11 protein-coding genes are annotated in these 11951 nt (G+C 59.7%); 6 read left to right on the top strand and 5 right to left on the bottom strand.

Features of this window, described 5'->3' with window-relative positions; genetic code table 11:
- Positions 1–11: 11 nt before the first annotated feature.
- Together cpaB and P9236_RS14895 are read right to left on the bottom strand one after the other, a co-directional pair.
- Entirely contained in the window at positions 12–1040 is a 1029-nt protein-coding gene (cpaB, locus tag P9236_RS14900) for a Flp pilus assembly protein CpaB (RefSeq protein WP_347405191.1), read from the bottom strand.
- A gap of 81 nt (positions 1041–1121) precedes the next feature.
- The gene (locus P9236_RS14895) at positions 1122–1301 is read right to left on the bottom strand and encodes a Flp family type IVb pilin (protein WP_278075392.1); all 180 of its coding nucleotides are present in this window, start codon (positions 1299–1301) and stop codon (positions 1122–1124) included.
- 499 nt (positions 1302–1800) lie between these two features.
- On the opposite strand from P9236_RS14895, the gene P9236_RS14890 reads away from it, so the two are divergent.
- Genes P9236_RS14890 through P9236_RS14865 form a run of 6 tightly spaced genes read left to right on the top strand, consistent with a single transcriptional unit; the run spans position 1801 to position 7326 of the window.
- Positions 1801–3186 (top strand): CpaF family protein, encoded by a 1386-nt coding sequence (locus P9236_RS14890; protein ID WP_278075391.1) that lies wholly within the window; start codon positions 1801–1803, stop codon positions 3184–3186.
- Entirely contained in the window at positions 3186–4157 is a 972-nt protein-coding gene (locus P9236_RS14885) for a type II secretion system F family protein (RefSeq protein WP_278075390.1), read from the top strand. The genes P9236_RS14890 and P9236_RS14885 overlap by 1 nt, the downstream gene beginning before the upstream one ends.
- Before the next feature lie 42 nt (positions 4158–4199).
- Positions 4200–5123, top strand: a complete 924-nt coding sequence (locus P9236_RS14880) for a type II secretion system F family protein (protein WP_278075585.1) — start codon at positions 4200–4202, stop codon at positions 5121–5123.
- A 51-nt stretch (positions 5124–5174) separates the two neighbouring features.
- Positions 5175–5726, top strand: coding sequence for a tetratricopeptide repeat protein (locus P9236_RS14875; protein ID WP_278075389.1), 552 nt, complete (start codon positions 5175–5177; stop codon positions 5724–5726).
- Positions 5723–6241 carry a prepilin peptidase gene (locus P9236_RS14870; protein WP_278075388.1) on the top strand — a complete coding sequence of 173 codons (519 nt, stop codon included), beginning with the start codon at positions 5723–5725 and terminating at the stop codon, positions 6239–6241. Before P9236_RS14875 ends, P9236_RS14870 begins: the two co-directional genes overlap by 4 nt.
- Positions 6241–7326 (top strand): phosphatase PAP2 family protein, encoded by a 1086-nt coding sequence (locus tag P9236_RS14865; RefSeq protein ID WP_278075387.1) that lies wholly within the window; start codon positions 6241–6243, stop codon positions 7324–7326. The genes P9236_RS14870 and P9236_RS14865 overlap by 1 nt, the downstream gene beginning before the upstream one ends.
- Before the next feature lie 311 nt (positions 7327–7637).
- Here the strand turns inward: P9236_RS14865 and P9236_RS14860 are convergent, their stop codons facing one another.
- The 3 genes from P9236_RS14860 to P9236_RS14850 form a co-directional block, all read right to left on the bottom strand.
- Positions 7638–8864: an ABC transporter substrate-binding protein gene (locus P9236_RS14860; RefSeq protein WP_278075386.1), complete on the bottom strand. Its 1227-nt coding sequence runs from the start codon at positions 8862–8864 to the stop codon at positions 7638–7640.
- A 300-nt stretch (positions 8865–9164) separates the two neighbouring features.
- On the bottom strand, positions 9165–9533 hold the full coding sequence (locus P9236_RS14855) for a hypothetical protein (RefSeq protein ID WP_278075385.1): 369 nt from the start codon (positions 9531–9533) through the stop codon (positions 9165–9167).
- A 72-nt stretch (positions 9534–9605) separates the two neighbouring features.
- Positions 9606–11945 carry a DUF5801 repeats-in-toxin domain-containing protein gene (locus tag P9236_RS14850; RefSeq protein ID WP_278075384.1) on the bottom strand — a complete coding sequence of 780 codons (2340 nt, stop codon included), beginning with the start codon at positions 11943–11945 and terminating at the stop codon, positions 9606–9608.
- Positions 11946–11951 lie beyond the last annotated feature (6 nt).

The following is an 11951-nucleotide window of genomic DNA, read 5'->3' as shown; positions in this document are numbered from 1 at the left end:
CGCTCTCCTCGTCAGTTTTGGCGCGGCACTTCGTATGATTCGAGTTTAACGCCCCGGAACACGCTCACCGTCACGCGCTTCGGGGATTCCGGCTGGACAAACTTTACGACCTCTTTCGCTTCAGGCGCCGAGACTACTACCGGTTCCGGTTTGGCTTTGCTCAGTTGGTCAATCTGGGTACCTACCCGTTCCACAGCCTGAGCCAGCCCGTCAATTTTCGCGTTCGCGCGTTTTCGTTCTTCCGCGGCCGCCGCCTCATCAGCCTTCTGCCTTGCGAGTTCGGCCTGTCGCTTGGCAACATCGTCTGGCGTATCGCCGGTCAGGTCGGCGAGGGTAACCCGTTCCGTCGTCTCACCTTTGCCGGCCGCAGCCTGGCGGAGCGCCAGCGACAGCTGGCCGGCGCCGGCGGCAAGCGTCAGCTTCTGCGCATCCTTGGTGCTGACTTCGACCGTCACCGCTTTCACGACCTGCGGGTTTTCCTTGCTTTCGTCGGCAACCTGATCGACCGCTAGAACCTTGACGCTTTGCAGCAGCACGTCGACGAAGCTTCTGTCGGCGCCTTCGTCGCCGCGAACGGTGCGGGTCAGAAGTATATCGACACGGTCGCCGGGGAAGACAAAGCCCGCGACACCGAGGACGTCATTCACGCGAATGGAGACGGCCTTCATGCCTTGCGTTAGCACCGCCGAGAGCGTGGCACGTTGGCCTGGGCCAGTGATCTTCGTCGCGAGAACCGGTTCGTTGACGCCGATCGCTTGAAGCGCCTGCTTGGTGCCGTCGCCAGCCAAAAGTTCCTTCGTTGTCTTGAACGCGCCAGCTGGAACTGCGCCTGCAGGCCAGGCGATCTCGCGCAATTTGTCGGCGCTCAGCGAGTCGCCGAATTTGAGTGGCACAGCGGCCACCACTACGGTATCGCGCGCCACATCGCCGGGCTTAGCCATCGCGCTGCGCTGGTTTGCCAGCCACATATTGGCAAGCACGACTGCCAGAACGCCGAAGACGCCGGCGAGGATGATCATGACTAAGGTATTCGCACGCATCGCCAGCCCCCGCTGAACTATTTTAGGCGCCATCGGCGCCAGGCATTAGTCCTGGCACCGATGCTAGACGAATACTGCTGATCAGTGACCTGAAATCGCAGAGTACAGAGCCGTCCACTTGCCGCTCACCCATGTGCCGACCAGCACCACGGTGGCAATCACAGCCACGGTAATGATGCCGAGCAGAATGGTATATTCGACCATAGCAGCGCCGTTTTCGTCGTCGCGGAACTGCCGGGTCAACGTCATCAGCTTTTCCATGCGAATGTCTCCTTACTTTGGAGGTTGAACCCGACGAGACGAGCCTAAGGATGAAACCCCATACCCAAGCATCCCCCGTCACGTTCAATCCTAGGTCCCGCGAAAAAGCCGGTCAAACGGATTAACAGTCTCTTAACCGTTCAATACTCGATTTTAGCCTCGTTCAATTTTCACAACGGCTTGATTCGTTTTGGTTTTCAAGTGATCTTAACCATTCATTCACAATTCGGCCACGCTGTGCCCGCGGGGGCTACAGCATTAGGGGTAAGGCATATCCGTTTATATTAAATGGCTTAGCTAGGATAATCGCATGGTTGCCGCCAAAGGTCCTAGGACTTTGGTCCGTGGATGTTGGGAGCGCGAAAATAAAACGATTTCCCGAATCCCTATTTCTTAACTATGTCGCAAGTAATAAATCTAGTGTGTCTTCCAGGCCGCTTGTGCCCCTCGTGGTTAACGCTTAGTTTCGATGTCGGGGAAATCGCAAAGGGGCAGCGACATGTTGGGTCGCTTCATCAAAGGGCAGAGTGAGCAGCGCGCACCGCAATCAACGCACGCGCCCACGGTAGCCAATGGCGCGGCGGTCGTGCAGCCGGTCCAGGCCGAGCCGGTCTCGGACGATTTCCTGTCGCTGAAGGTCGATCTGCATCGGCACCTCATAGACAGGTTCAATCTGACCGCCCTTGAAAATGCTTCCAAGGACGAGATCCTGAACGAGATCCGGCCGATCGTGCGCGAATTCGTGCGTGGCCGAAACACCCCGCTCAACGCGCGAGAGCTCGACCAGCTGACCAGCGATACGGCGGACGAGATGTTGGGGCTCGGGCCGATCGAGCCCTTGCTCAAGGACGATTCGATCGCCGATATCCTGATCAACACGCACAAGCACGTGTTCATCGAGCGCCGCGGTGTATTGGAAGAGACGGCAATCCGCTTTCGCGACGAGGCGCATCTGCTACGGATCGTCAATAAGATCGTCTCGAATATTGGCAGACGTGTCGATGAATCCGCGCCCATGGTCGATGCACGTCTCGATGACGGTTCGCGCGTCAACATCGCCGTGCGGCCGATCTCGGTCGACGGTCCGCTGGTGTCGATCCGCAAGTTCTCCAAGCATCCTTATTCGTTGGAGCGGCTGATCGCCTTCAACTCCATTCGTCCGCCGATGGTCGACTTGCTGCGGATCGCCGTGCAGGCGCGCAAGTCGATCCTGGTCTCGGGTGGCACAGGCAGCGGCAAGACGACTCTGCTCAACGCCCTTTCGAGCTATATTCCGACCAGGGAGCGTTTGGTCACAATCGAAGACGCGGCGGAACTGCAGTTGCAGCAGCCGCATGTCGGCCGCTTGGAAACACGTCCGCCCAATGTCGAGGGCAAGGGCGAGGTTCGCCAGCGCGAATTGGTCAAGAATGCGCTGCGCATGCGACCGGACCGCATCATCGTCGGCGAGGTGCGCGGCGAGGAAGCCTTCGACATGCTGCAGGCCATGAACACCGGCCATGAAGGTTCGATGACGACTATCCATGCCAACACGCCGCGCGACGCCATCTCGCGCCTCGAGCAGATGGTCGGCATGGCTGGCATGCCGATGACCAACGACTCGATCCGGTCGCAGATCGCCTCGGCCATCGACATTATCGTCCAGACGCAGCGCCTTTCCGACGGCGGACGACGAGTGGTTTCGATCTCGGAGATTACCGGAATGGAAGGCAATGTCGTCCAGTTGCAGGAGATCTACCATTTCGTTCGTCGGGATATCGCCTCAGACGGCACGATTGTCGGCGAGTTTCGCGCCACCGGCGTTCGGCCGCGTTTTGCGGCTGAAGTGGCGACCCTGGGGCATCATTTCGCCAAGGACGCCTTCAATCCGCAGGTGCCGCTCTGATGTTTTCCGGCCAAACGCTGCTTTATCTGGTCTACGTGCTTGCCGCAGCCTCTGTCATTCTCGCCGTGGAGGTTATGTACGTTTCCGTCGCCGGGACGCGTGCAAGGGCAGGCATAATAAACCGCCGCCTTCAAGTGATGGGCGAAGATGCTCCGGCGGAACGGAGCCTGCAAGGGCTTCTCCAAGAACGCGGTTTGACGACATCGGGCGATTTTGCCTTTGGCGCCGTAACCCTCAATCGTCTCTACACACAGTCTGGCATAACCGGCAATCCGATCAGTTTTGCGGCAGTCTTCTTGCTGGCGGGGCTCGTGCTAGCCTTGGTCGCCACACTTCTCCTGGATTTCTCGACTACCTTCGCGGGTCTCGTCTTCCTATTTGTTGCTTTCGCTCTACCTTTCCTCGTGCTGAGGCGGGCCAGGAACAAGCGGATTGCCAAATTCGCCAGCCAGCTTCCTGACGCGCTCGACATGATCGTGCGCTCCCTTCGCGCTGGCCATCCGACAACCGTGGCGATCGGGCTCGTGGCACGTGAAATGCCGGATCCGCTTGGAACCGAATTCGGCATTGTCTCGGATGAGATCTCGTTTGGCCTCAGCCTTGAGCAGGCCGTGCGAAAGTTATCAGAGCGTGTCGGCTTCGAGGGATTGCACCTTCTGTCGGTGTCGCTTTCCATTCAGGCAAAGACCGGCGGCAATCTTACCGAGATTCTGTCCAATCTGGCGTCGGTGCTGCGCGAGCGGCGCAAGCTTCGGCTGAAGATCAGGGCCCTGTCGGCGGAGGGGCGGATGTCTGCCTGGATTATTTCGCTCTTTCCGGTGCTGATGTTCCTCATCCTGTTGGGAATCGCTCCGAGCTACTATGGCGACGTTTGGAACAGTCCGCTCATTATGCCGGTGTTCGTGATCTTCGGATCCTGGGCGCTGTTGGGCGACTACATCATGTACCGCATGGTCAATTTCGATTTCTAGCACTGGGTCATCGGCTTGCTGAACGATCTTGGAAATTCGCCGATGTTGCTATCCTTCGCCATTTTCTTGGCGGCGGGCACGCTTTTTCTGCTGGTCGCTTTGGTATTGGCGCCGGTTCTCCAGACGAGAAAGCGGATCGCTGAAAGCCTTTTGTCGGAGGGAATAACAAGTCGCCGCTCGCTGACGGCTCAGCAGGAAATCAATAGGATATCGGCCCAGCGACCGGTGGACGCGTATTTTCGCGCCCTCGAAAAGGAACGCGGTGAGCCAAATGCACTTGAGGCAAAACTCTTCCGCGCCGGCTTCCACCAACCGAGTGCGCCTGTCATCTATATGGTCTCTCGTCTGGGCGCAGTATGCATTGGCTTTCTCGCCAGCTACACGCTGTTTTCCCACCTGCTACCACCTCAACTGCCCAGCTTCCTTGCCTTTGCTGGCGCGGCTCTGATCGGATTGGGCTGTATCGTTATTCCAAGCATCATGCTCGATCGCTTCGAGAATACGCAAAAACAGATCTACCGGCGCGGCTTTCCTGATTTCATGGATATGATGATCACCTGCGCCGATGCAGGTATGAGCCTGGAGGCCGCGGTTGATCGGGTCGGCAACGAACTCGCAGGCACCCACAAGTGGCTCGGCATTCAGCTTTCGATCATGAATCTGCAATTGCGCGCCGGCAAACCGTTGCGCGAGGCGCTGCGCGAACTGGCAGATCGCATCGGCCTTGATGAGGCGAAGGCCCTTGCGGTGCTGTTTCGTCAATCGGAAGAGCTCGGCACGAGCCTCACCGAGGCGTTGCGTGTCTACAGCGACGAAATGCGTAACCAGAGAATCATGCGCGCGGAAGAGCAGGCCAACGCTTTGCCGGTCAAGATGATGATTCCTCTTGGTCTCTGCATCTTCCCGGTGGTGATGATGGTGGTCATGTTGCCGGTCATCATCCGCATGAAAGGCATTTTCTTCTAACTTGTCATATGATTAGTTTCTAAACAGAGTCGGGGACTCGTGGGACACACAATGACACGGCCAAAGCGCATCGCAGTCGCGGCCAGCCTGCTGCTTATCTTCCTTGCAGGTTGCCAGACGAATGACTCCACCGGCGGTGTCGTTCGCACCAACGAGCCGGCCAAAGGCGACTACACCGCCTTTGGCGACGCCTTCGACGGGCTGAAGACAATCAGCAATGTCGACTATTACGCGTCGGACCAGGCGGTCACCGAGGCCAAGACCCAGTTCCGTTCGGAAAACTACGGCAATGCCGGCGCCCTGTTCTACAAGGCCACACGGCTGGCACCCAATGATGGCGTCGCCTGGCTGGGCCTAGCCGCCTCCTGCGACCGCATCCGGCGCTTCGACCTTGCCGACCTCGCCTACGGCCGCGCCTATCGTTTGCTTGGCGCGACACCGGAATATTACAACAACCTCGGCTACTCCTATCTGCTGCGCGGCAAGCTGCAGGAAGCGCGTGATAATTTCCTCAAGGCCTATGAGCTCGCGCCCAACGATCCGACCGTGGCCAACAATTTGAAGCTGCTATCGTCCAGCGTGCGGAACATCGAGCGGTCATGAGCCTTCTGCTCGCGGTATCGCTCTTCTTCAAGATGCTTTCCGTTCCCCTGCTCGGAAGGATTGCCTGGCTCGACTTCACGACCCAGAAAATATCGAACCGCGATGTCCTGATGCTGCTTTGCCTAGGCCTCGGTTCCTTACAACTGATGTCCGTTCAGGCGGGATCGTGGTGGGACATGGGATTAAGCGCCATCGCCGCATTGCTGCTGTTTGTCGTTCTCTTTCCGCTCTGGGCTCTGCGGAAGCTGGGCGCTGGCGACGTGAAACTGATGGCGATTATTCCATTCGTGATTGGAGGCCCTGGCCTTGCTTTCTTCTCGATTTTGCTTCTGCTGTTTGCGCTCGCCACTGCTGCGGTCATAAAATATCCTTTTATGCTGCCCGAGGGGGCTTTCCGCGTTTACGTTCAGCACCTGGACCGTAAGGGTGTCGTACCGTTCGGGGTGCCAATCTCGCTCGCTGCGATCTGCACGATAGTGCTGCTACTCATGAATAGCGTATATGCTGATGTGTGATGGACCGCGACAGCGCGTCCTGCCAAGTTAAGCTGGACCTGATCAAAATGCCGATGACAGAGGCTATACTTCATGGCGGTAGTCTTGCGGCCTGGCGCGCGAACAACTCCTTCTACATCGCGATCGCGACTTACATACTCCTTGCGGTTACCGCAGCCGAACATTGGGGAATCCCCATAGACGTGCAGCTTTACAATCAAGGTTTCTGGGTGTTTGGCTGCGCTGTTGCGGTCGTCTTGTTTTCGATTATTTCTATTCGCGTAATGCTGAGCAGGCCGGAACGGATATTTTCAGAGATTAAGTCGAAGCTTGCAAAATATCAACTTGGCGAAAGAATAATAAGAGGCGTTCCGGTCTTAATTGTTTTTCCAATATTTTTCTCGGTTTTTACAAGCATGAAGGACGGAATAAACAGAATAGTTCCATTTTATTTGGATGGAAAGCTAGTTGAAGTAGACAGATTTATAAATTTCGGCACCGATGCTTGGAGGGTATTTCACCCGGTATTGGGGTTAGGAATTGCGACATTTACAATTAATTTCTTTTATAACCTTTGGTTCGTATTTATGTTTGTGGTTTTATTTTGCGTAACATTCTCCGTGGGCAATGATCGCCTCCGCTCTCGCTATCTGGTGGCTTTTGTTCTGACGTGGGCCATCCTCGGAAATGTCGCAGCGACAATATTTGCCTCGGTCGGCCCAGCCTTCGTCATGCCGTTCTTCGGTGACGGCACCTTTGCTCCGCTTATGGATTACCTCAAGGCTACGAATAACGTCTACCCTGTATGGGCTCTATACGCACAGAACATGCTTCTCGCTAATGCAGCATCAGACGGTCCCCGTATGGGTAGCGGGATTTCGGCCTTCCCTTCAATGCATGTTGCCATAGCCATGTTGAACGCAGTCTTCCTCTGGCGTTTTGGCGGTATATTGCGATGGATTGGCGTTGCCTTCCTAATCATGACCCAACTGGGTGCTGTGCATCTAGCTTGGCACTACGCCATTGACGGGTATGCATCCATGCTAGCGACGCCCATCATTTGGATGCTCGCGGGATGGCTCTCAACAAGCTCGAAACGTGGCTGAGGCCATTTGATTCTTGGCGACGCTTTCCTTCAAGGCACGACGTTCGTACCAAACATGGATGCCCACTGAGGCTGCGTGCAAAGGCGCAAGTCCGAGCAAAACTGGCAGCTATGTCAGGCGCCATTTCCATTGTCGCACCGGCTTTTTCTTGGTGACAGGCAGCGGGGGCGGCTCGCCGGAGACGGCTGGCGTTGGCGCCTCGAACATCAGCCGTTCGATGAGCGCGACGGCACCAGCTCCCACCGCCCCGACGGCGGCCAGAATGAGAAGCTTTCTAAGGAAATCCAACGGCCCGCCCACCCCAATGAAATTCAAAACCCCGAGGTCTGCTTCTCCACCAGCTTCAGCTTGCCCTTCTCCACCTTGAAGAACGGCATCGATCTCTGGCTCGAGCCGTCGGCGCGGAAGCGGAACAGGCCGGTCGAGCCGCGGAAGCCGCTCGCGTTCTCCAGCACCTGCTTGGAAAAACCGTTCGGACCGACCGAGCTCGCTATGCCGGCCGACAGCGCCACCATGTCGTAGGCGTAGGCGACGTTGACGTCCGCCTGGTAATTGTAGGTCGCCTTGAAGCGGTCGGCGATCGGCCCGGTCTCGCTCTGGTCGAGCGTCGCGATATAGGCGCCCTCGTAGAGCGGATCGATCGGCCGCTCCAGCCAGCGGTCGGTGCCGATCAGGCTCACGGCCTTGCCGGGAATGCCTTTCGCCTTCAACGCCGCAAGCACGGGCGTCGGGCTGCCGTCGCCGCTGGCCACGATCACGGCGTCGGGCGCCTCGACCAGCGAGCCCATGTCGGACACCACCTTGGCGCCGTCCGACGCCGAATAGGGCAGCGTCACGGCAAGCGCCGCGCCGTAGATGCTGAGTGCGTTGCCGACACGGGCCTCGATGACGCCGGCGTTCGAACCCGCCGGCACCAGGAGCACGAATTTCTTGGCGCCCTTGCTGGCCACCGCTGCCGCGCCCGCGGCCGCGCTGTCGGCCTCGCTCAGCCGCACCGAATAGACGCCGGGGCCGCCGGCGAAATTGTCGGCCAGCGCCAGCACCGGCGGCCGCTGCGTGCCGGAGAGCTTGGCGAGGTGCTGCGCCGCCGCGAGCTCGTCCGGCCCGATGATCGCCTTCGCGCCGCCCGAGGTGATCGCCTTCACCGCCAGGTCCTTGGCATAGCCGCTGTCGCCGCGCGTGTCCTCGATCGTCAGCGTCAAAAGCTTGTCGCCGAGATCGGTCATCGCGAGCCTGGCGGCGTCATACATCTTCCTGCCGTCCTCGCCGGCGCTTCCCGGGGCCGACAGCGGCAAAAGCATGGTAATCTTGGTCGGGCCGCTGCCGAGCGTCAGGTTGCCTTTCGGCGCGGCAGCGGAGCTGGCGGTCAGCTGCGCGGGGGCCGTTGTGGTGGTGCTGCTTGCCTGGCTTGCCGGCGCCGCGATCGCGGAAGGGTCGAGCACGTCCGACGCGCCGCTCTTCGACTGGCAGCCGGACAACGTCGCGACGAGCGCAACGGCGGTTACCCACATGCGCGCATGGTGCCGCTCATATTTCATGATGCATCCACCCCATGTGTTGCCACCATGTGTCGCCGGGTATCTTCCGGTCTGTACACGATTCTTCTTACGATAGGCTTGCGAAGCCGTCCCGTAATTCCCGGATCATGGTTTAGCCGTCGAAAAGGCGCGCCCTGAGCGCCTCTATTCGCGCGTCGGTTCGGGATCGCATCGCGATGAGCGGCCGCATCCGCGGCGTGTTGCGCGGCAATCCGACTGAAGCCAGCCAAGGCGAAGGGCGAAGCGATCGCAGGCCTTCCCCTGGCTGCCATCGCAGCCGGTCGGCGCGCGCCCGTCAGCTCAGTGCATGTACTCGACCATGCGGTCGTGGAAGCACTCGCATTTGTTGAGGTAGTCCTCGTCCTTGTAGTTCGTCTTGAGGTAGCCATAGGCCTTGCCGCAGGCGACCTTGGCTTCCGAGGCCCAGACGAAGGCCGGACGCGACGAGTTGATCCATTCCGGACTGTTGGCGACGGCTATCGAGTCGTCCATCAGCTTCACCACCCTGTCCTTGAGCTCGACCATGTTGTCGGTCAGCACCAGGTCCGAGGTGCCGACGGTACGGCAATAATTCACCGCCGGCTCGCCGATGATGTCGGCGGCAAACCCCGTCGACCCGGCCAAGAACAGCGCCGTGGCCGAAGCCAGCAGTCTCGCGGAATGTCTCATGTAAGCCCCTCTTCGAATTGCGAATTCACGCGTTGCTTATGCATAGCATGGGAGTGTGGCTGCGCATAAGCATTAAATCGTGGCCGTGTGCTGTTGATGGTTCGAGTCATCATAGAGGATGTTGATCGTGCCGGCGGCAGGTCCGTTCGTCAGTTGCGCCACGTCCACAAAATTGGCGCCGCCGGTCGTGCCGTTGGTGTCGACGCTCAGCGTCTTCGTGCCGGCATCATAGTGCACGTAGTCGGCGATGTTGCCCCCCGCCGCCGTCTCGAACAGCGACGACAGGTCGATCTTGTCTCCTTCGGCCCCATTGTAGTCGGTGATGAGATCCTTGATGTCGAGGTGGTCGAGTCTGAACGTGTCTGCGCCGGTGCCGCCGGTTAGCGTGTCCTGGCCCGAGCCGCCGACGAGCAAGTCATTGCCGGCTCCGCCAACGAGGGTGTCGTTGCCGGCTCCGCCGACGAGTGTGTCGTTGCCGCCTGCTCCGCTCAAGTTGTCCGCTCCAGCTCCGCCATACAGCACGTTCCCGACATCGTTGCCGGTTATGACGTCGTCGAAAGCAGACCCGATGATATCGGGCGCCGCCGCCGTCGAAGTGTAGTTGTGCGAAGCGCCGGCAGCGTCCGCCGAGTGATCCGCAATTGTGTTCCCGCTCAGCGTCACGCCGATCAGACTTGTCGCCAAGTCCCCGTCCGCGTCCACGATCTGGATCGGCAGGTTGAAGTTGACGGGGTCGGTGCTCTGAACGGCTGCGCCAAATCCGGTAATGGCGAAGTCGTCACCGCTCTTGTTCAACAATTCCAGGCTGTTGTAGCCGTCGGCCGTGAACGTCGAGACGGAAACATGGTCGTCCATTATGCCTGTTATCTGGACGGCATAATGAACTGCGGCGCTGGGATCCACATCGACGAACTGAACCGTATAGGTTCTGTCGGTCAGTCCGCCGGGATTGCCTACCGTATAGGCCGTTGCGGCGGTGCCGATGTCCGCGAAATTGACGATCTGCGTCTCACCGTCATACGCGATCGCGACCGAGGTGACCGAATCGAGCACGCCGTCTCCAACTGTCTTGTTGTTGTCGGTGCCCGTCGTGGCGTTGTCGTCCTTGGCCGTGATTTGAAGAACCGAGTCGGTGTTTCCGTCGCCAAAGGTGAAGCTGGCGCCGTTGGCGGTGTAGTGACTGTCGAACACGTGGTCGCGATTTGTCGGATCGCCATAGCCTCCAGCCCCCATCGGGTTGCCGGTCAGATCCTGGACAAAGTCCACCCGGATGCCTTCGCCCGCGCCGATGTTCTGTCCGCCGGCGCCGCCGCCGATACCGAAGGAGTTCGCGTTGCCGTTGATGGTCGTGCCTGTGCCGAAAGGCGTGAAAAGCACGTCCTTCGAATTGTCGTCGACCGGGGTGCCGGAGTTTTTCTGACCAGTCGGCACGAAGCCGGCCCAGGCACCGTTGCCGCCGTCGAAATCGTAGGTGCCGTTGGAGAAAGTCACCTGCGTCAGGCTGTCGACCGTTCCGTCCATGTCGACAGTATAGTTGGCATTCTGGGCGTCGAGCGTGACGGTGAACACCGTCAACCCGTTGGCAATTCCATAGAGGGTATGACCGTCCGCAGAGACGTCGTAGATGATATGCGCGCCGCCGGAAGTCAGGCCGCTGTCCGCGCCATCGAGGGATGCCGCGAAAATCGCTGTGCCTGCGCCGTCCGCCCCATAGTTAGTAGACAGCGAGTGGTCTACGTCCAGAGCAAACGTGACCGGATTGCCTGCCCCGTTCGCGAGCACCGCATAATCCGGCGAGACTGCTGTCGGGCCGTCGTCGAGGAAGGTGACCGCACCGCCGACGTCGATGGCGCCGGTTGAGGCGCTGTCGCCGTCCGCGTCCGTCACCGTCGCCGTCACGGCGATCTTGCCGGCAAGGCTCAGCGCGTCGTTGTAGGCGGCCGCCGTCGAACCGTCGACCAGGTGCTCGAGCGCGACGTTCTGCACCACCGTCAGCTTGCCGTCCGAAGCGATCGACACCGTGAAGGCAGTGTGCGTGCCGCCGGCATCGGTGTACTGGCCCTGCACCGTGGCGCCGACCTGCACCAGCGTGATGGCATGGTCGCCCTGCGCCGTCGCCAGCCCGGAGGCCGAGTTCGTCACCGAAAGCGCATAGGCCGTCGTGCCGGCGCCGTCGGCGCCGTAGCTCGACGTCAGCGTCACGATCGCCGCAGCGCTCGTGGCCGTCATGATCGCCGGGTTCAGCACCCCGTCCGTCGTCGGGCCGTTGCTGGTCTCGTCGAGCGTCACCGAGCTGCCGACGACCGCGTTGGTGATCGAGGGGCCGTCGTCGAGGAAGGTAACCGCACCGCCGACGTCGATGGCGCCGGTTGAGGCGCTGTCGCCGTCCGCGTCCGTCACCGTCGCCGTCACGGCGAT

Source organism: Mesorhizobium sp. WSM4884 (genome assembly GCF_029625675.1).
In the GTDB taxonomy this organism is placed as follows: domain Bacteria; phylum Pseudomonadota; class Alphaproteobacteria; order Rhizobiales; family Rhizobiaceae; genus Mesorhizobium.
The sequence above is the reverse complement of the archived record's forward strand: the minus strand, read 5'-3'. Positions and strand labels throughout refer to the sequence as shown.

What these genes read in the sequence shown, in the direction of transcription:
- P9236_RS14855 (WP_278075385.1), bottom strand. Translation starts at nt 9,533, where the DNA reads ATGAGACATTCCGCGAGACTGCTGGCTTCGGCCACGGCGCTGTTCTTG.
- P9236_RS14895 (WP_278075392.1), bottom strand. Translation starts at nt 1,301, where the DNA reads ATGGAAAAGCTGATGACGTTGACCCGGCAGTTCCGCGACGACGAAAAC.
- P9236_RS14865 (WP_278075387.1), top strand. Translation starts at nt 6,241, where the DNA reads ATGGACCGCGACAGCGCGTCCTGCCAAGTTAAGCTGGACCTGATCAAA.
- P9236_RS14890 (WP_278075391.1), top strand. Translation starts at nt 1,801, where the DNA reads ATGTTGGGTCGCTTCATCAAAGGGCAGAGTGAGCAGCGCGCACCGCAA.
- P9236_RS14880 (WP_278075585.1), top strand. Translation starts at nt 4,200, where the DNA reads ATGTTGCTATCCTTCGCCATTTTCTTGGCGGCGGGCACGCTTTTTCTG.
- cpaB (WP_347405191.1), bottom strand. Translation starts at nt 1,040, where the DNA reads ATGCGTGCGAATACCTTAGTCATGATCATCCTCGCCGGCGTCTTCGGC.
- P9236_RS14860 (WP_278075386.1), bottom strand. Translation starts at nt 8,864, where the DNA reads ATGAAATATGAGCGGCACCATGCGCGCATGTGGGTAACCGCCGTTGCG.
- P9236_RS14885 (WP_278075390.1), top strand. Translation starts at nt 3,186, where the DNA reads ATGTTTTCCGGCCAAACGCTGCTTTATCTGGTCTACGTGCTTGCCGCA.
- P9236_RS14875 (WP_278075389.1), top strand. Translation starts at nt 5,175, where the DNA reads ATGACACGGCCAAAGCGCATCGCAGTCGCGGCCAGCCTGCTGCTTATC.
- P9236_RS14870 (WP_278075388.1), top strand. Translation starts at nt 5,723, where the DNA reads ATGAGCCTTCTGCTCGCGGTATCGCTCTTCTTCAAGATGCTTTCCGTT.